Source organism: Sphingomonas sp. SRI_018 (genome assembly GCF_057586275.1).
The window spans coordinates 175,056-192,864 of sequence record NZ_JBYCZO010000002.1 but is presented as its reverse complement, the minus strand read 5'-3'; the positions used below and the strand labels follow the sequence as shown (position 1 = coordinate 192,864).

The following is a 17,809-nucleotide window of genomic DNA, read 5'->3' as shown; positions in this document are numbered from 1 at the left end:
GTTCGGGCCGAAAACAATATCGGTGCTCCTGCGAAGGCAGGAGCCTTGGCCGCAAGCGCCTACCCATGATCCAGGGCTCCTGCCTTCGCAGGAGCACGGTCTCCCAACAAGGAGGGCGGTGCTAGGCGGCCGCGTCCAGCGTCAGCGCCATGAACAGCGAGCACGGCGTCGGCTCGTAATAGGCGGGGATCCGGCGGAAGCCCATCGCCTCGTACATGGCGATCGCCGCGGTCATCGACGGCAGAGTGTCCAGCCGGAGCTCACGATAGCCGCGCTCGCGCGCTGCGCCGATCGCCGCCTCCGCCAGCGCGCGGCCGAGCCCGAGGCCGCGCGCGGCGGGGACGAGATAGAGGCGCTTCATCTCGCAGACGCCCTCCTCCGCCAGCGGCCGGACGCCGACGCAGCCGAGCGGTTCACCCCCGGCGTTGCGGGCGAGCAGCAGCGCTCCGCGCGGCGGCGCATAGCTGCCCGGCAGGCCGGTGAGCTCGGCGGCGAAGTTCTGGTAACCCAAGTCGACCGGCAAGGATGCCGCATAATCCTCGAACAGCCTTGCGACCGTTCGCAAGTCGTTGTCGCCGACCGCCGGTTCGATGCGGAAGCCGGTCACGACCGCGCCACCGCCTCCTCACCTGCCCGCGCCAGCACGCGCTCGGCCTGGAGCAGATGCGGCCGGTCGATCATCCTGCCGTCAAGGCTGAGCACGCCGGCGCCGGGATGCTCGGCGAACGCCTCCACCACGACGCGGGCGTGGGCGACCGCCTCGGCCGAGGGAGTGAAGGCAGCGTTGATCACCGGCACCTGCATCGGATGCAGCGCCATCATGCCGATGAAGCCGTCGCGCGCACCGCGGGCGGCATAGGCGGCGAGACCGTCGAGGTCACGAAACGCCGGATAGACCGTCTCGATCGGCGCCACCCCGGCGGCCGCGGCACCGAACAGGGTGAAGGCACGCGCCACCTCATAAGGCGGCGTGTAGCGGCCGTCCGCCTCGCGGCTGGTCTCGGCGCCGATCGCGGCGGGCAGGTCCTCCGCGCCCCAGGTGAGCCCGGCGAGCCGCGCCGCCTGTGCGCCATAGGTGCCGAGCTGGAAGATCGCATTGGCGGTCTCGGTCGCGATCGGCAGGATCAGCGCGGTCTCGTTGCCGCGCCGCTCGAGCCGCGCGGCGAGATCGGCGACCGAGATCGCGCCCTCCGCCTTGGGCAGCACGATGCCGTCGGGGCTGAGCCGCGCCACCGCATCGAGGTCGAGGTCCGCCATCAGCGTGTCGAGCGGGTTGATGCGGACATAGGCCGGCACCGCGCGCGGTTCGCCGAGATAGGCCGCCACCGCCTCGCGCGCGGCGGTTTTGGATTCGAGCGCGACCGAATCCTCCAGGTCGAGGATCAGCGCATCGGCACCCGACGCGGCAGCCTTGGCGAAGCGCTCGGGCCGGTCGCCCGGCACGAACAGAAGCGAGCGGAGGCGGGTCATGGCGACCGGATTAGGAGCCTTGGCCGGCCGGGTCCACCCGCCCGTCAGCACACCTCCGCCGTGTTCATCGGCAGCGGCCCCGGCGGCACGCGGGCGGCGCTTTCGTAGAAGGGATCGGCGCCGAGGCGATGGCGGTCGCCATAGGCGACGCGCAGCGCCTCGGCGAGCGGCGGATCATAGGCGGCGAGGTCGGCGTCGGACAGGATACGGCGGCCGTCGAAGATCGCGATCTTGTTGGAATTGAACCAGAACTGGCTGCCCTCCGCCCAATATTCGTCGAGGCTGGTCGAGGCATATTCGTCCTTCCAGCGCCCGGCCTTCAGCGCCGCGGCATAGGCGGTCTGGACACGGCCATAGAGCGCCGGATCGCGCTCGCGGATCGCCATCAGCACGTCGTGGGCGAATTCGTGGACGAAGATCGTCTCGCCGTAATAGCGCGAGCTCCGGAGGCCGAGCAGATCCTCGGTCGCGGCGCTGGTGAAGCGGCCGGCCATGCCGCGGGCGCGGGCATTCCAATATTGCGCGTCGGTGAGCCGGCCGATGCGCTCGTCGTAATGCTTGCGTTCGCAGCGGGTGAGGCGCGGATCGTTGCGTGCGGGTCGGGTCCAGTGGCGCTGCTCGGGCAGGTCGAGCGTGCCCTCGTCCTCCGCCATCACCGCGACGCGGAAGCCGTCGGCGGCGAGCTGCGCGGCGAGGTCGGGGCGGTGCGCGAGCATCTCGGCGATGATGTCGCGCGCGATCGCCAGCGCACGATCGGGGACCTTGGCGGAAGCGATCACCGGAATGCCGCCGGCGTCGAGATATTTGGCGTAGAAAGGATCGGCGCGAAGCGTTGCCGGGGGTGCCCCGACGCTCGGTGCGATTCCGTCGTTCCCATGCGCCGACACACCCATGGTCCAGGCGGCGGCAAGCAGGAACGCGGCGTGGAGCGATGCCTTCCGGAAGGCCATTGCTTTCGGCTGCCTTTCGCCCGGAACCGAGTCAAGCATCGCTCGTGGCGCGACGGGTTTCGCGCCCTTCCATTTTGCTTCCGTTTCGCGGGGGCGATGCCTATATCCTAGGCATGGCAGATACCCCCCCGCAGAACGAATACGGCGCCGAATCCATCAAGGTGCTGAAGGGCCTCGACGCCGTGCGCAAGCGTCCCGGCATGTACATCGGCGACACCGACGACGGTTCGGGCCTCCACCACATGGTGTTCGAGGTCAGCGACAATGCGATCGACGAGGCGCTCGCCGGCCATTGCGACCGCATCTCGATCACGCTCAATCCCGACGGCTCGGTCTCGGTCGAGGACAACGGCCGCGGCATCCCGACCGGCATCCATCCGGAGGAGGGCGTCTCCGCCGCCGAGGTCATCATGACCCAGCTCCACGCGGGCGGGAAGTTCGAGAACACGTCCGATTCCAACGCCTACAAGGTATCGGGCGGCCTGCACGGCGTCGGCGTGTCGGTGGTCAACGCGCTGTCGGAATGGCTCGATCTCACCATCTGGCGCGACGGCGAGGAGCATTACATGCGCTTCGCCCATGGCGATGCGGTGGCGCCGCTCAAGGTGATCGGTCCGGCGAATGGCAAGAAAGGGACGCGCGTCACTTTCCTCGCCAGCCCGGCGACCTTCAAGATCACCGAATACGACTTCGAGAAGCTGGAGCACCGCTATCGCGAGCTCGCGTTCCTGAACTCCGGCGTGCGCCTGTTCCTCAAGGACGCGCGGCACGAGGAGCCGAAGGAGGTCGAGCTCTATTACGAGGGCGGCATCGCCGCGTTCGTGAAGTGGCTCGACCGCAACAAGCAGCCGCTGATGCCTGATCCGGTGGCGATCTCGGGTACGCGCGACGACGTCACCATCGACGTCGCGCTGGAATGGAACGACAGCTATTACGAGAACGTCCTCTGCTTCACCAACAACATCCCGCAGCGGGACGGCGGCACCCATCTGGCGGCGTTCCGCGCGGCGCTGACGCGCACGCTCAACGCCTATGCCGACAAGTCGGGGGCGCTCAAGAAGGAGAAAGTCTCCCTCACCGGCGACGACATGCGCGAGGGGCTGACCGCGATCGTCTCGGTCAAGCTGCCCGATCCCAAGTTCAGCTCGCAGACCAAGGACAAGCTGGTGTCGTCCGAGGTACGCCAGCCGCTCGAGAGCCTGATGGCCGACAAGCTCGCCGAATGGCTGGAGGAGAATCCGCAGCACGCGCGGATGATCGTGCAGAAGGTGATCGACGCGGCGGCGGCGCGTGAGGCGGCCCGCAAGGCGCGCGAGCTCACCCGGCGCAAGGGTGTGATGGACATCGCCTCGCTGCCCGGCAAGCTCGCCGACTGCCAGGAGCGCGATCCCGCCAAGTCCGAGCTGTTCCTGGTCGAGGGCGATTCGGCCGGCGGCTCAGCCAAGCAGGGCCGCGACCGGCATTTCCAGGCGATCCTGCCCTTGCGCGGCAAGATCCTGAACGTCGAGCGCGCGCGGTTCGACCGGATGCTGTCGTCGAAGGAGATCGGCACGCTGATCCAGGCGATGGGCACCGGCATCGGCCGCGACGACTTCAACCTGGAGAAGCTCAGGTATCACAAGATCGTGATCATGACGGACGCCGATGTCGACGGCGCCCATATCCGCACGCTGCTGCTGACCTTCTTCTATCGGCAGATGCCGGAGATCATCCAGGCCGGGCACCTCTACATCGCCCAGCCGCCGCTCTACAAAGCGACGCGCGGGCGGTCGGAGGTGTACCTCAAGGACGATGCCGCGCTCGACGACTATCTGGTCGAGGCGGGCGTCGGCGCGAGCATCCTGCAGACGCCGGGCGGCGACCGCACCGGGGCGGACCTGCGCGACCTCGTCGACCATGCGCGGCGGATGCGGACGCTGATGCGCTTCGTGCCGCGCCGCTACGATGCCGGCATCATCGAGGCGCTGGCGATGGGGGGGGCGCTCGATCCCGAGGCGTCGCGCGAAGTGCGGGCCGAGCGGCTCGCGGCGGTAGCCCAGCGGCTGGACCTCACCGACGAGGACGCGCGCTGGACCGCGCGGCTGACCGAGGACGGCGGCTTCCACTTCGAGCGGCTGTGGCGCGGCGTCACCGATCATCACATCATTGAGGCGGCGTTCCTCGCCTCCGCCGAGGGCCGCAAGCTCCATACGCTCGCGGCGGAAGCGATCGAGAGCTACGCCGGCCTGTCCAAGCTGGCCCCGCTCAAGGGCGCGCAGCAGGCGGCCGTCGAGGAAGCGCCGGCGACGGGTGAGGACGGCGAGGAGGAACCCGTCACCGCGGGCAAGGGCGAGAGCCTGATCGCGCGGCCGTCGCAGCTGCTGGAGGCGATCCTGGCGGCGGGCCGCAAGGGGCTGTCGATCCAGCGCTACAAGGGCCTCGGCGAGATGAACGCCGAGCAGCTGTGGGAAACGACGCTCGATCCGCAGAACCGCTCGATGCTGCTGGTCGCGGTCGACCAGGCCGATGTCGCCGACGAGATCTTCACCCGATTGATGGGCGACGTGGTCGAGCCGCGGCGCGACTTCATCCAGGAGAATGCGCTGTCCGTCGCCAATCTCGATGTCTAATGCTGGGCGGCGGGTCTGGCCGGCGGTAGCGGCGCTGCTGCTGCCGCTAGCCGGGCCCGCGGCGGCGCAGACCAACACGCTGCTGCCGCCGGCCGTGCAGGTCCCCTCGTTCGTGCTGCCGCCGTCGAACCAGCTCTCGCCCGAGGCACGGGCCGTGCTGCTGCGGATGAAGGCCGCGACCGCGCCCAAGGCGCTCGAGGGCGACATCGCCAAGCAACGTGCCTTCTACCAGAAGTACAATGACGACCGGCTCGCCGAGATGCGCCGCCGTTTCCAGACGCGCGAAACCCGCGCGACGATGGGCGGGATCGGCGTCGACGTGGTCGAGCCGGCGGCGGGGATCGCGCCGAAGAACGCGCGGCGGGTGCTGATCAACGTCCATGGCGGCGCCTTCATGTGGGGCGCGGGCAGCGGCGCGCTGGTCGAGGCGATCCCGATCGCCGCGACGATGCGGGTGAAGGTGGTCACCGTCGACTACCGCCTCGCGCCCGAACACCGCTATCCGGCAGCGTCGGAGGACGTGACGGCAGTCTATCGCGAGCTGTTGAAGCACTACCGGGCCGAGAACATCGGCATCTACGGCTGTTCGGCGGGCGGGATCATCACCGCGCAGGCGACAGCATGGATTGCCAGACAAGGCCTGCCGCGGCCGGGTGCGATCGGCACCTTCTGCGGCACCGGCGCGCCGTTCAGTGGCGATAGCCCGTATATCGCCGATCCGATCACCGGCGGCGATCCGCTCAAGGCGCCCGAACTGCCGCCGGTGCTGCCGCTGTCCTATATGGAAGGCGTGCCGGCGAGCGACCCGCTCGCCTATCCCCTCCAGTCCGATGCCGAGATCAAGGCGATGCCGCCGACCCTGCTGCTGGCGGGCGGACGGGATTTCGCGGTGAGCGCACTGACGCTCGCCCACCGCAAGCTGGCCGCGGCAGGGGTCGAGAGCGAACTCCATCTCTTCGACGGCCTGCCCCATGCCTTCTTCGTCTGGCCCGACATGCCCGAATCGATCGAGGCCTATCGGCTGATCGCCAGCTTCTTCGACCGCCATCTCGGAGCCCGCCATGTCCGACGTCACCGATAACCGCGACGCCAACCGCTACGAACTGGTCGAGGACGGGCACAAGGCAGTGGCGGCCTACAAGCTGGCGGGCGACACGATCACCTTTACCCACACGGTGGTGCCGCAGGAGCTGCAGGGGCGCGGCGTCGCCAGCCGGCTGATCAAGGCCGCGCTCGACGACGTCCGCGCGCGCGGACTGAAGGTGGTGGCGCAATGCCCGTTCGTCGCCGCCTATATCGAACGGCATCCGGAGGAGCGCGACCTGCTCGCCTGAACCGGAAGGGGTGACCTGCCGCCCCGTCTCTGCCATGGGGCGGCGGATCATGGAGCAGCCGCATCACATCAGCGCGAATCGCGCGCCGATCGCGTTCGTCGAATTCGTCGTGCTGATTGCGGCGATGATGGCGACGGGCGCGATCGGCATCGACACGATGCTGCCGGCGCTGCCGACCATCGGCCATGATCTCGGCGCGGCGCAGCGCGACCTGCCGCTGATCATCGTCATGTTCTCCGCCGGCTTCGGCGTGGCGCAGCTCGTCCACGGGCCGCTGTCCGACCGGTTCGGACGGCGCCCGGTGCTGCTCGGATCGCTCGGGCTCTACGTCGTCATGAACCTGCTCTGCGCGGTGGCGGGGAGCCTGGAGCTGCTGCTGATCGCGCGGGTATGCGGCGGGCTCGCCATCGCGGCGACCCGCGTGGTGACGGTGGCGCTGATCCGCGACTGTTTCGTCGGGCGCGCGATGGCGAGGGTCAGCAGCCTGGCGGTGATGACCTTCATGATCTTCCCGATCATCGCGCCGAGCATCGGCCAGCTCATCCTGACGATGGGATCGTGGCGGCTGATCTTCCACGTCATCGCCGGAACGAGCCTGATCGTCGCGATCTGGTTCGCGTTGAGGATGCCGGAGACGCTCGCGCCCGAGCATCGCGTACCGCTCGAATGGAAGCGGCTCGTCGCCAACTGGCGGCTGACGCTGAGCGACCGCCAGTCGGTCGGCTATGCCGGCGCGGTGATCGGCCTGCAGGGCGCGCTGTTCGGCTATATCACCAGCATCCAGCCGATCGTGGCGGAAGTGTTCGGCGAGCCCGATCGGCTCGGCCTCGTGTTCGCGGGCTGCGCGGTGGTGATGGCGTGCGGCAACCTGCTCAACTCGCGCATCGTGATGTGGCTGGGCATGCGGCGCATCTCGCACGGCGCGATGCTGCTGCTGATCGTCGTCGCCTCGACCAGCCTGGCGATCGAGGCGCTCGGGTGGGAGACGCTGTGGCTGTTCGTCGTGCTCCAGTCGATTACCATGGCCTGCTTCGGCCTGGCGGCATCGAACTGCTCGGCAATGGCGATGGCCAACATGGGCGATATCGCCGGTACCGCGTCAAGCCTGCAGGGCTTCGTGGTGACCACCGGCGGCGCGATCATCGGCGGACTGATCGGCCGCGCCTTCGACGGGACGACGACGCCGCTGCACCTCGGCTTCCTCACCGCCGGCATCGTCGCGCTCGCACTGGCCGCGATCGTCGAGCGCGGAAGGCTGTTCCAGCCAAGCTGAGCTGTCCCGACGGGAACCGTCAGGCTATAATCGCCGTTCGCACGGACAGAAACGGAGGTGCGCAATGGGCGGTCATCAGGTTCCGGAGCAGGGCCCCAACGACGACGGCTATGACGAGGACGGCTACGACGAGAGCCAGCGCGCGGAGATCCTCGAGGCGACGCGCGACGGGCCGAGCGACGGCACCATCCTGACCGACCTCGCGCCGGACCTGGGGGAGGATCCGCTCGACGATGGCGATACCGACGATCTCGAGATGGAGGCGACCGACCTCGCCGAGGAGGATGAGGATATTCTCCAGGATGAGGAGGACATGGCGGAGGATTCGCTCCAGGAGGACTTCGAGAGCGACGCCGAGGACCTGGACGAAGAGCTCGACGACGGCGACGATACCGCGCTTCGTCCTTGATTCGATCGACGTCGGGCGCAGCATCCCGCGCCATGGCCAGCGATCCGCGCATCGACGCCTATGGTCTACACCTGCTGCCCGGAGGTCAAGGAATTGGGTACGCCGGCCTGGCGGCGATCCGACCGAGGCGCTATGCACGGGCAGTGCCCACCTTGCGCCCATTCCACCTCGCCTTTCCGGTTCACGACATCGCCGAGGCCCGGCGCTTCTACGGCGGCATCCTCGGCTGTCCTGAAGGGCGGTCGGCCGAGCATTGGATCGACTTCGACCTCTACGGGCACCAGATCGTCGCGCATCTCGACCCGGCTGCGAAACCGGTGATGGTGGAGAATCCGGTCGATGGTCACGACGTGCCGGTGCCGCATTTCGGCGTGGTGCTGACGATGGCGGATTGGCAGGCGCTTGCCGAGCGGGTGAGGGCTGCGGGGATCGCCTTCGGCATCGCACCGCACATCCGCTTCAAGGGTCAGCCGGGCGAGCAGGCGACGATGTTCTTCCGCGATCCCAGCGGCAATGCGCTCGAATTCAAGGCCTTCGCCGACGACGCGATGCTGTTCGCGACATGACCGAGCCGATCGCGATCGACATTCCGCACAAGCTGGGCCGCGACGGCGCGCGAACGCGGATCGAGCAGGGGACGGGACGGCTCGCCGAGTTCATTCCCGGCGGCATGATCACCGAGCAGCGCTGTGAGGAGGACACGCTGCACCTCGCGGTCGAGGCGCTCGGCCAGCGCGTCGTCAGCCGGATCGCGGTCGAGGAGGCGAGAGTCCACGCCGAGTTCGACCTGCCGCCGATGCTGGCGCTGTTCGCAGAGAAGATCCGCGCCAAGCTGACGAGGGACGTGCCCAAGCTGCTCGAATGAGCGGGGGGAAGCCGTTTCCCGTTAGGTCTTGATCAGCCCGATCTCGACCAGCCGCTCGTGCAGATAGTCGTGCGCGGTGATCGGCTCGGGATAGCGGTTGGGATTGTCCGGGGTGATCGTCGACGGCAGCGTCTTGATCAGGAAATCGGGCGCGGGGTGCAGGAAGAAGGGCATCGAATAGCGCGAGAAGCCGCGCCGCTCCGGCGCCGGGTTGACGACGCGGTGCGTGGTCGAGGGCAGCACGTGGTTGGTGAGCCGCTGGAGCATGTCGCCGACATTGACCACCATCGCCCCCTCGGGCGGCCGCACCGGCAGCCACTGGCCGTCCTTGTCGAGCAGCTCGAGCCCCGCTTCCTCGGCGCCGAGCAGCAGGGTGATGAGGTTGATGTCCTCATGCGCGCCCGCCCGCACCTCCGGCGCGTCGGCCGGCACCGGCGGATAGTGGAGCAGGCGCAGCACCGAATTGCCGTCCCTAACCGCGGGATCGAACCAGTGCGGCTCGAGCTTGAGATGGCGCGCGATCGCCGACAGCAGCCGGTCGCCCGCCGCGTCGAGCGCCGCGAACAGGTCGAGGAAGGTCTCGCGGAAGCCCTCCGGCCGGTCGGGCCAGATGTTGGGCGCCATGTCCTTCTCGAAACGGTGCCCGGGCGGCAGCTGGCGGCCGACGTGCCAGAATTCCTTGAGGTCGACATGGGTCGCACCCTTGGCGATCTCGGTCTTGAACGGGGTATAGCCGCGCGCCCCACCGCCGCCGGGAACGAAATAGCCGCGCTTCTCCTCCTCGGGCAGGTCGAAGAACGCCTTGGTCATCGCCCAGGCGCGCTCGACCACCCCCTGCGGCACGCCGTGGTTGGAGACCATCGCGAAGCCGAAGCGCTCGAACGAGCCGCCGAGCTCGGCGGCGAAGGCGTCGGGATCGGCGTCCTGGTCGGCGAGGTTGACCAGCGGCACCTGGGCGAGCGGGGTATCGAGCATCGGCTGACGTCCTGATGGAAGCGGAAATGCCGCCATCATAGGCCGTCGCACGGAGCCCGACTAGCTTTCGAGGGTGATCACGCTCTCCGCGCCGGCCCCTGCCGCCTTGGTGATGAGCCTGAACGGTTTCCCTTCGTCGGTGGTGCCGGACAGATTGTCGCCGGCGGCGGTCAGCTTGAAGCCCTTGGCGGCGAGCCTGCCCTGGAACCAGTCGCGCACCGCCGATGGCGCGATCGGACTGGTGAAGCTTATCCGCACCCGGTCGTCGTTGCCCTTGTTGCCCTCGACGTTGATCCCGCCGATCTTCGAACCCGGCGGCAGGTGCACGCCGTTGATGTCGAAATCGTCGGCGTCGAGCTGGATCTTCGGCAGCTTGATCGCGCCCTTGAAGCCGGGTGCGTTCACCGAGACCGTGCCGTCTTTCCCCGCCGATGCGTTGAAGCCGGCATCGGGATCGTTGACGTTCAGCGTGATCTCGGTGCCCTTACCGCTGCCGCACGCGGCGAGGGCAAGCGGCAGCACGATCGAAGCAAGGCGCATGGCATGGCCTCCTGTATTATCTATCTAATACACTAAGCATTTGTTCGGTTGCGGTCAACCACAGTCCGGGCCTATCGCCGCGCTGCAACATCAGGTGACACGATGGCGACTCTCCCCCCGATCACCAACAATCCCGACGTCCGCTTCCTCGGACGCCTGCTCGGCGACGTGATCCGCGCCTATGGCGGCGAGGAACTGTTCAAGCGCACCGAATATATCCGCGCGACCTCGGTCGACCGCGCGCGGGGCGTCGCCGGAGCGGATGCGATCGACCCGGGGCTGGAGCGGCTGACGCTCGACGAGACGCTCGATTTCGTGCGCGGCTTCATGCTGTTCTCGATGCTCGCCAACCTGGCCGAGGACCGGCAGGGTGTCGCCGCCGAGGAAGGCGCCGATCTTGCCCATGCGTTGGCGAAGCTCGAGCAGGATGGCGTCGATCGCAAGGCGGTGATGGCGTTGCTCGACGGCGCGCTGATCGCGCCGGTGCTGACCGCACATCCGACCGAAGTGCGCCGCAAGTCGATGATCGACCACCGCAACCGCATCGCCGAGCTGATGACGCTCCGCGATGGCGGAATTGCCGAGACCGAGGATGGCGACAAGATCGACGAGGCGATCCTGCGCCAGATCGCGCTCCTGTGGCAGACGCGCGTGCTGCGGCGCGAGCGGCTCTATGTCGCCGATGAGGTCGAGACCGCGCTCTCCTACCTGCGCGACGTATTCCTGCCGGCGCTGCCCGCGCTCTATGCGCGCTGGGACCGGGCGATGGGCCAGCGCGTGCCGAGCTTCCTCAAGCCCGGCAGCTGGATCGGCGGCGACCGCGACGGCAATCCCTTCGTCACCGCCGATTCGCTGCGACTGGCGCTGCGCAGGGCGGCCGAGACGGTGCTCAGCCATTATCTCGACGCCGTCAACGCGCTCGGCGCCGAGCTGTCGATCTCCAGCGACCACGCGGCCATTCCCGATGAGGTGACACAGCTCGCCGAAGCCAGTGGCGACAACGCGGCGAGCCGCGAGGACGAGCCCTACCGTCGCGCGCTCTCCGGCATCTACGCCCGCCTCGCCGCCACCTACGAGAAGCTGATCGGCCGCCCGGCACCGCGCCCGCACCCGCTCGTCGGCGAACCCTATGCCGACCCGGGCGAGCTGCGCCGCGACCTGGTCGCGATCGCGCACGGCCTCGGCAGCGGGCCGCTCGCCAGCGAAGGCGCGCTGGGGCGGCTGATCCGTTCGGTCGAGACCTTCGGCTTCCATCTCGCCACGCTCGACATGCGCCAGAACAGCGCCGTCCACGAGCGCGTCGTCGCCGAACTGCTCAAGGCAGCCGGCGTCGCGGAGGATTACGCGAGCCTGCCCGAGGAGGAGCGCGTCGCCCTGCTCCGCCGTGAGCTCACGAGCCCGCGCCCGCTCACCAGCCCCTATGCGACCTATTCGAAGGAAACGGCGTCGGAGCTGGCGATCGTCCATGCCGCCGCCGAGGCGCATGCCACCTACGGGCGCGGCTGCATCGTCAATTATGTGATCTCGATGGCCACCTCGGTCTCGGACCTGCTGGAGGTGCACCTGCTGCTCAAGGAAGCCGGCCTCTATGTCCCCGGCGATCCGCCCGAGGGCCACATCATGGCAGTGCCGCTGTTCGAGACCGTCGCCGATCTGGAACGCGCGCCGGGGATCATGGCCGAATGGTTGGCGCTCCCCGAGGTCGCCGCGATCGCCCATGCCCGCGGCATGCAGGAAGTGATGATCGGCTACTCCGACTCGAACAAGGACGGCGGCTATCTCACCTCGACCTGGCAGCTCTCCAAGGGCTCGTCGGCGCTGAAACCGGTGTTCGAGGAGGCGGGCATCGCGATGCAGCTGTTCCACGGCCGCGGTGGTGCAGTCGGGCGCGGCGGCGGCTCGGCCTTCCAGGCGATCCAGGCGCAGCCGCCGGGCACGGTGCAGGGCCGCATCCGCATCACCGAGCAGGGCGAGGTGATCGCGGCGAAATACGGCACCCGCGCCTCGGCGATGACCAATCTGGAGGCGATGGCATCGGCGACGCTGCTCGCCAGCCTCGCTCCGGCCGAGCTGCCGGCCAAGGACGCCGAGCGCTTCCATGCGGCAATGGACCGGCTTTCCGACGCCGCGTTCAAGGCCTATCGCGGCCTCGTCTACGAGACGGAGGGCTTCCGCACCTTCTTCCGCCAGATGACGCCGATCGCCGAGATCTCCGGCCTCAAGATCGGCTCGCGCCCGGCCAGCCGCAAGAAATCCGACGCGATCGAGGACCTGCGCGCGATTCCCTGGGTGTTCTCCTGGAGCCAGGCGCGGGTGATGCTGCCTGGCTGGTATGGCGTCGGCGAGGCGATCGCGGCGTTCGAGGACAAGGGCCTGCTCCGCGAGATGGCGGGCGCCTGGCCCCTGTTCCAGTCGACGCTCGCCAACATGGAGCAGGTGCTCGCCAAGTCCGATATGGGCATCGCCAAGCGCTATGCCGCGCTGGTGGAGGACAAGGATTTGGGCGAAGCGATCTTCGGCCGCATCCGCGAGGGCTGGGAAACCACCCACGACGGCCTCCTCCAGGTCACCCGCCAGACCCGGCTGCTCGAGAAGAACCCCGGCCTCGAGACCTCGATCCGCCTGCGCCTGCCGTACATCGAGCCGCTCAACCTGCTCCAGATCGAGCTGCTGAAGCGCCACCGCGCCGGTGAGGACGATCCGCGCGTCGGCGAGGGCATCCTGCTGTCGATCAACGCGATCGCGACGGCGCTGCGGAACTCGGGCTGATCACCCGGCGCGGTCGAGGAACGGCGCCGCCACCTCTGCCGGCACGCGGATCAGCCGGCCGCTCGCGCGGTCGATGATCGCCCAGGTGGTCTTCGCCTCGACCTTCACCTTGTCGTCTGCGCCGACGAAGCGGACGTAGCGGTCGAATCGCGCCCCGCGCGGCGGCTCCGGCACCCAGGTCTCGGCGGTGACGGTCTCGCCGGCCGCAACGTTGCCGCGATAGTCGATCTCATGCCGCGTCACGACCCAGACATAGGCTTCCGCATGTTCGGCCGGCGCGACCGCATTCCAGTGCGCTACGGCGATGTCCTGGATCCAACGCACCCACACCGCATTGTTGACATGGCCGAGCTCGTCGATGTCCTGGGCGGTCGCGGTGATCGTAAGCGTGAAGCGCGCCATGGCCGCTTCCTAAAGAAGCGCCGCGGCCGCCGCCAGCCGTCAACGTGGGCTGGGGTGCGGCTTGAGGTCGATGCTGCGGATGCGCCAGCTGCGCTGCTCCGCCGTCGCACCGTCGATGTCGCCGGCGCGATGCAGCGTCACGTCGCCGCGCAGATGGAAGGGCTCGCCTGATTTGAGCCGGCCATAGGCCTGTACCGGCACGGTCACATAGCGCTGGCCGGCACCGGCATCGATCCGCCCCGGCGCGCCAATCTCGGCATGATACTCCGCGTACTTGGCGAAGCCATCCGCGAACGCCTTGCCGCCCATGCCCGCGGATTGCGGCTCCCACAGCGCATAGGCGCGATCGTAGCGGCCTTGCTCGACCAGAGCGTAATAGCTCTGGACGACCTGCGCCGCACCCTGTGCGCTCTCGGCGGTGAACGGCGCCTCGGACACCGGCGTGCGGTCGTCGGGCAGTCCGCCCGGCTGGCCCGGCGGGATCGGCGCGACCGGCGGAAGCGCGGCGGTGTTGACCGCAGCATCCGCCGGTTCGGCCTCCGCGGCATTGCCGGCGGTGAAGGCGCTCTCGTCAGCCGGAACGTCGGTGATATTGGCCGGCTCGGCGGTCGCGACCTCATTCGCCGAGCCCGCCGGCTGGCCGTTGCACCCGGCCAGCACCAGGCATCCGGCGGCGATCAGGTGAATACGCATGGCTGCTCCTCGCTGGGCCTGGGCCCGTGAACGCGAGGACGTAGCCTCGCGTTCCTCACTCCGCCAGCGGCTTGTCGCCGACGAAGCCCAGCCGCCGGATATTGGCGCGCTTCACCTCCGCCAGTACGTGGTCGAAGCGCTCGTAGCGCGCCTCGGGATCGGTGCGCATGTGGAGCACCGGCTCCCTGCTACCGGCCGTCAGCGCTGCCAGCAGCGGTTTCAACTCGGCGTCGGCGATGGCGCGCCCGTCCCAGCTCAGCGCCCCCGACCGCGCGATCTCCAGCCGGTGCGGCTGCTCGGGTGTCCCCGTGCTCGGGCCCGGCTGCGGCAGGTCGATCGGTACCTTGTGCGTCATCGTCGGGATGGTGAGGATCAGCATCACCAGCAGCACCAGCATGACGTCGATCATCGGCGTGATGTTGATGTCGGAAAAGGGCTCGGTCTCGCGCTTCGCTATGGCAGCCATGGCACCCTCCTGGTTGTTATGATGTAACGTCACTCAAAGTGTGTGTGGTGTCAACCGCCGACAGATTGGCGGCGCATCGGCGGAATGCTCGCAGTGTCTTGCCGGTCGTCATCGCCTTGCGGTCCAGAGGCCGAAGGTCGCATGTTCCTTGAACGCTGCCATGTTGGCGAGCGGCCGTCCCCGACAGCTGAAGGCCGGATCGGGGCAATATTCAACCGATCGGTTGACAATTGCCGTCGCCGGCACATATTGAACCATATGGTTGAACAACGACTTGACACCACCTTCGCCGCGCTTGCCGATCCCACCCGGCGGGGAATGCTGGCGCGGTTGGCCGAGGGCGAGCGCTCGATCGGCGAGCTCGCACAGCCCTTCGCGATGAGCTTCGCCGGCGCCTCCAAGCACGTCCGCGCGCTGGAGAAGGCGGGGCTGGTCGAGCGCCGCAAGGCGGGACGGCAGATGCTCTGCCGCCTGCGCGCCGAGCCACTGCGCGAGGCCGAGGCGTGGCTGAGGCAATGGGAGAAGGTGTGGACCACCAGCCTCGACAGACTCGAGGCGCTGCTGCGCGGCGACAAGGGAGAGGAACGGTCATGAGCTATGTCGACGGCTTCGTGCTCGCGGTGCCGAGCGAGAATCGCGAGCGATTCCGCGCAATGGCGGCCCGAGTCGCCAGAATCTTCACCGAGCACGGCGCCCTGCGCGTCGTCGAATGCTGGGGCGACGACGTACCCGACGGCAAGGTCACGGACTTGAAGCGCGCGGTGCAGGCCAAGCCGGGCGAGACAGTCGTCTTCTCCTGGGTCGAATGGCCGTCGAAGGAGGCGCGCGATGCCGGCAACGGAAAGATCGCCGCCGATCCGCGCCTTGTGCCCGACCCGGCCGATGCGGACATCATGGACCCCAAGCGCATGATTTTCGGCGGCTTCATGCCGATCGTCGACGAAGGGGGCGGGCGGTGAGTATCGGGTCCCACGGGGAGCCCAAAGCATGACCGCCCCGATCGTCCTCACCGTCACGCGCGAGATCGCGGCATCGCCCGAGCGGGTGTTCGACGCCTGGCTCGATCCTGTGCTCGCCGGACAGTTCCTGTTCCGCACCGACGAGGGCGAGCTGGTGACCTGCGAGATAGACGCCCGCGTGGGCGGCCGAGCCACCATCGTCGAGCGCCGCGGCGGCGTCGACGCGCATCATCGCCTGAAGTTCGAGGAGATCGATCGGCCGCGCCGGTTGGTGATGCTGTTCTCGGCCGATCCGGCCGCGGAGGGCGAATGGACCCGCGTCACGATCACGCTCGCGCCGAGCGGCGTCGGATCGACGCTGACGCTCACCCACGAAATGGCCCCGCAATGGGCCGAGTACGAGGACCGGACCCGGCAGGGCTGGACGATGATCCTCGGCAATCTCGCCCGCATCCTGGAGAGGCACCATGGCTGACAGCGACATCATCACTGCCGCGGAACTGCGCTTCGAACGGTTGCTCGACGCACCGGTCGAGACCGTCTGGCAATATATCGTCGATCCCGAGCTTCGGGCGCGATGGTTCATGGGCGGTGGGATCGAGCCGCGCGTCGGCGGCCGGATCGAGATGGTGTTCGATCACGACCGCCTCTCCGACGACGAAGTGGCGATGCCCGAGCGCTATGCCGGCAACCGCGGCAAGCGCTGGCACGAGATGATCACCGCGATCGCGCCGCCGGAGATGATCGCCTTCAGCTGGTCCGGCGGCGAGGCCGGCACGGTGACGATTACGCTGGCCGACGGGGGCGACGGCAGGACGCGGCTGAAGCTGCACCACACGGGCCTGCGCGGTCCGGCCGACGCCAGGAACTTCGGCGGCGGCTGGATGTCGCATCTCGACGTGCTCGAGGCGCGCATCGCCGGGCGAAGCGTGCCGGACTTCTGGGCGCTTCATGCGCGGTCGGAGGCGCAGGCCGCCGAGCTGCTGGGAGATGCCGGATGAGCATCGCCGCGCATCCCTTCCTGATGTTCCAGGGCGAGGCGGCGGCCGCGCTGGCGCTGTACGAAGCGTCGATCCCCGGAGCGCGCGTCGAAACACCTGCAGACGGCGCCGACTCCGGAGGCCAGGCCGCGGTCGCGACGCTGGTCGTCGGCGACCTCGCGGTCCGGATCTTCGACAGCCCGGTGAAGCACGCCTTCACCTTCACCCCCTCCTTTTCGCTGTTCCTCGATTTCAGCGAAGAGAATGCACTGCGCGCCGTCGCCGATGCGCTCGGCGAGGGCGGACAGGTGCTGATGCCGCTCGACAGCTATGATTTCGGCCCGTTGTTCACCTGGCTCGTCGATCGTTTCGGCGTGTCGTGGCAGCTCAACCTGCTCCGCTGACCCTCCAGTCTGCCGCAAAGCTGCCGCGATCGAACGCTAGCGGCGGCCGCGGCGGTTTTCCGGAGACGCGGCGATGACGCTTCACACATGGTGGCTATTCGTAGGAGCGGTCGTCCTGCTGTCGGGCACGCCGGGACCCAACATGCTCCACATCCTGTCGCGCAGCGTGGAGCTGGGGATGACGCGCAGCATCGCGGCGATGGCCGGCTGCCTGCTGGCGCTCGTGACCGTCCTTGCCGCGTCCGCCGCGGGGCTCACGACGCTCCTGCTCGCCGTACCCGGCGCGTTCGAGGTGCTGCGTTATGCCGGCGTCGCCTATCTGATCTATCTCGGTATCAGAGCCTGGCGTAGCGAGGTGACGCCGATCGACGTGAGCAAGGGCGATCTGCCCGCGACCGTTTCGACGAGGGCGCTGTTCCGCGGAGGCTTCGCCATCTGCATCAGCAACCCCAAGCTGCTCCTGTTCGCCGCGGCCTTCCTGCCTCAGTTCGTCAATCCGGCGCTGCCGCAGGCACCCCAGTTCGCGATCCTCGTCGTGACCTTCGCTGCGATCGAGTGCTTCTGGTACGCCGTCTATGCGCTCGGCGGACGCTCGCTGTCCCATTATCTCGGCCGTCCCGCGATCAAGCGGGCGTTCAACCGCCTGACGGGGGTGATCTTCGTCGGCTTCGGCCTGGCCTTGCTGAAGGTGAAACCGTCCTGATCGCTGCG

The 17,809-nt window shown here is 68.4% G+C and carries 22 protein-coding genes; 14 read left to right on the top strand and 8 right to left on the bottom strand.

Features of this window, described 5'->3' with window-relative positions; genetic code table 11:
- Window positions 1-121: 121 nt before the first annotated feature.
- Genes AC2YHA_RS12870 through AC2YHA_RS12860 form a run of 3 tightly spaced genes read right to left on the bottom strand, consistent with a single transcriptional unit; the run spans window position 122 to window position 2,420 of the window.
- On the bottom strand, window positions 122-607 hold the full coding sequence (locus tag AC2YHA_RS12870) for a GNAT family N-acetyltransferase (RefSeq protein WP_233784517.1): 486 nt from the start codon (window positions 605-607) through the stop codon (window positions 122-124).
- Window positions 604-1,470: an HpcH/HpaI aldolase/citrate lyase family protein gene (locus AC2YHA_RS12865; RefSeq protein WP_487401894.1), complete on the bottom strand. Its 867-nt coding sequence runs from the start codon at window positions 1,468-1,470 to the stop codon at window positions 604-606. Before AC2YHA_RS12865 ends, AC2YHA_RS12870 begins: the two co-directional genes overlap by 4 nt.
- Window positions 1,471-1,514: 44 nt before the next feature.
- Window positions 1,515-2,420, bottom strand: coding sequence for a glycoside hydrolase (locus AC2YHA_RS12860; RefSeq protein ID WP_487401893.1), 906 nt, complete (start codon window positions 2,418-2,420; stop codon window positions 1,515-1,517).
- 113 nt (window positions 2,421-2,533) lie between these two features.
- On the opposite strand from AC2YHA_RS12860, the gene gyrB reads away from it, so the two are divergent.
- The 7 genes from gyrB (at window position 2,534) to AC2YHA_RS12825 (ending at window position 8,910) form a co-directional block, all read left to right on the top strand.
- A complete protein-coding gene (gene gyrB, locus AC2YHA_RS12855) occupies window positions 2,534-5,029 on the top strand; it encodes a DNA topoisomerase (ATP-hydrolyzing) subunit B (protein WP_487401892.1) in 2,496 nt (831 codons plus the stop codon).
- A complete protein-coding gene (locus AC2YHA_RS12850; RefSeq protein WP_487401891.1) occupies window positions 5,022-6,110 on the top strand; it encodes an alpha/beta hydrolase in 1,089 nt (362 codons plus the stop codon). Before gyrB ends, AC2YHA_RS12850 begins: the two co-directional genes overlap by 8 nt.
- Complete coding sequence (locus AC2YHA_RS12845) at window positions 6,091-6,363, top strand: GNAT family N-acetyltransferase (protein WP_487401890.1); 273 nt, start codon at window positions 6,091-6,093, stop codon at window positions 6,361-6,363. Before AC2YHA_RS12850 ends, AC2YHA_RS12845 begins: the two co-directional genes overlap by 20 nt.
- A 49-nt stretch (window positions 6,364-6,412) precedes the next feature.
- Window positions 6,413-7,636, top strand: coding sequence for a multidrug effflux MFS transporter (locus tag AC2YHA_RS12840; protein WP_487401889.1), 1,224 nt, complete (start codon window positions 6,413-6,415; stop codon window positions 7,634-7,636).
- Window positions 7,637-7,700: 64 nt separating this feature from the next.
- Window positions 7,701-8,045, top strand: a complete 345-nt coding sequence (locus AC2YHA_RS12835; protein ID WP_487401888.1) for a DNA primase — start codon at window positions 7,701-7,703, stop codon at window positions 8,043-8,045.
- A 143-nt stretch (window positions 8,046-8,188) separates the two neighbouring features.
- Window positions 8,189-8,611 carry a VOC family protein gene (locus AC2YHA_RS12830; protein WP_487402306.1) on the top strand — a complete coding sequence of 141 codons (423 nt, stop codon included), beginning with the start codon at window positions 8,189-8,191 and terminating at the stop codon, window positions 8,609-8,611.
- Window positions 8,608-8,910 carry a polyhydroxyalkanoic acid system family protein gene (locus tag AC2YHA_RS12825; protein ID WP_487401887.1) on the top strand — a complete coding sequence of 101 codons (303 nt, stop codon included), beginning with the start codon at window positions 8,608-8,610 and terminating at the stop codon, window positions 8,908-8,910. Before AC2YHA_RS12830 ends, AC2YHA_RS12825 begins: the two co-directional genes overlap by 4 nt.
- Before the next feature lie 21 nt (window positions 8,911-8,931).
- Here the strand turns inward: AC2YHA_RS12825 and AC2YHA_RS12820 are convergent, their stop codons facing one another.
- Complete coding sequence (locus AC2YHA_RS12820; protein WP_487401886.1) at window positions 8,932-9,885, bottom strand: isopenicillin N synthase family dioxygenase; 954 nt, start codon at window positions 9,883-9,885, stop codon at window positions 8,932-8,934.
- 60 nt (window positions 9,886-9,945) lie between these two features.
- Window positions 9,946-10,425 carry a hypothetical protein gene (locus tag AC2YHA_RS12815; protein ID WP_487401885.1) on the bottom strand — a complete coding sequence of 160 codons (480 nt, stop codon included), beginning with the start codon at window positions 10,423-10,425 and terminating at the stop codon, window positions 9,946-9,948.
- 102 nt (window positions 10,426-10,527) lie between these two features.
- On the opposite strand from AC2YHA_RS12815, the gene ppc reads away from it, so the two are divergent.
- Window positions 10,528-13,194: a phosphoenolpyruvate carboxylase gene (ppc, locus tag AC2YHA_RS12810; protein WP_487401884.1), complete on the top strand. Its 2,667-nt coding sequence runs from the start codon at window positions 10,528-10,530 to the stop codon at window positions 13,192-13,194.
- Here the strand turns inward: ppc and AC2YHA_RS12805 are convergent, their stop codons facing one another.
- The 3 genes from AC2YHA_RS12805 to AC2YHA_RS12795 are packed head-to-tail and all read right to left on the bottom strand — an operon-like array spanning window position 13,195 to window position 14,755.
- Window positions 13,195-13,596, bottom strand: a complete 402-nt coding sequence (locus AC2YHA_RS12805; RefSeq protein WP_487401883.1) for an acyl-CoA thioesterase — start codon at window positions 13,594-13,596, stop codon at window positions 13,195-13,197.
- A 39-nt stretch (window positions 13,597-13,635) separates the two neighbouring features.
- Window positions 13,636-14,289, bottom strand: coding sequence for a hypothetical protein (locus AC2YHA_RS12800; RefSeq protein WP_487401882.1), 654 nt, complete (start codon window positions 14,287-14,289; stop codon window positions 13,636-13,638).
- A gap of 55 nt (window positions 14,290-14,344) precedes the next feature.
- Window positions 14,345-14,755, bottom strand: coding sequence for an ExbD/TolR family protein (locus AC2YHA_RS12795; protein WP_487401881.1), 411 nt, complete (start codon window positions 14,753-14,755; stop codon window positions 14,345-14,347).
- Window positions 14,756-15,013: 258 nt separating this feature from the next.
- Here AC2YHA_RS12795 and AC2YHA_RS12790 point away from each other — a divergent pair, with 258 nt between their 5' ends.
- The 6 genes from AC2YHA_RS12790 to AC2YHA_RS12765 all read left to right on the top strand — a co-directional run bounded on the left by AC2YHA_RS12790 (window position 15,014) and on the right by AC2YHA_RS12765 (window position 17,801).
- On the top strand, window positions 15,014-15,349 hold the full coding sequence (locus AC2YHA_RS12790; protein WP_233784534.1) for an ArsR/SmtB family transcription factor: 336 nt from the start codon (window positions 15,014-15,016) through the stop codon (window positions 15,347-15,349).
- Window positions 15,346-15,714 carry a DUF1428 domain-containing protein gene (locus AC2YHA_RS12785; protein ID WP_487401880.1) on the top strand — a complete coding sequence of 123 codons (369 nt, stop codon included), beginning with the start codon at window positions 15,346-15,348 and terminating at the stop codon, window positions 15,712-15,714. Before AC2YHA_RS12790 ends, AC2YHA_RS12785 begins: the two co-directional genes overlap by 4 nt.
- Window positions 15,715-15,742: 28 nt before the next feature.
- Complete coding sequence (locus AC2YHA_RS12780) at window positions 15,743-16,189, top strand: SRPBCC family protein (protein ID WP_487401879.1); 447 nt, start codon at window positions 15,743-15,745, stop codon at window positions 16,187-16,189.
- Window positions 16,182-16,715 (top strand): SRPBCC family protein, encoded by a 534-nt coding sequence (locus AC2YHA_RS12775; RefSeq protein WP_487401878.1) that lies wholly within the window; start codon window positions 16,182-16,184, stop codon window positions 16,713-16,715. The genes AC2YHA_RS12780 and AC2YHA_RS12775 overlap by 8 nt, the downstream gene beginning before the upstream one ends.
- Window positions 16,712-17,098 carry a VOC family protein gene (locus AC2YHA_RS12770; RefSeq protein WP_487401877.1) on the top strand — a complete coding sequence of 129 codons (387 nt, stop codon included), beginning with the start codon at window positions 16,712-16,714 and terminating at the stop codon, window positions 17,096-17,098. The genes AC2YHA_RS12775 and AC2YHA_RS12770 overlap by 4 nt, the downstream gene beginning before the upstream one ends.
- 73 nt (window positions 17,099-17,171) lie before the next feature.
- On the top strand, window positions 17,172-17,801 hold the full coding sequence (locus AC2YHA_RS12765) for a LysE family translocator (protein WP_487401876.1): 630 nt from the start codon (window positions 17,172-17,174) through the stop codon (window positions 17,799-17,801).
- Window positions 17,802-17,809: the final 8 nt, after the last annotated feature.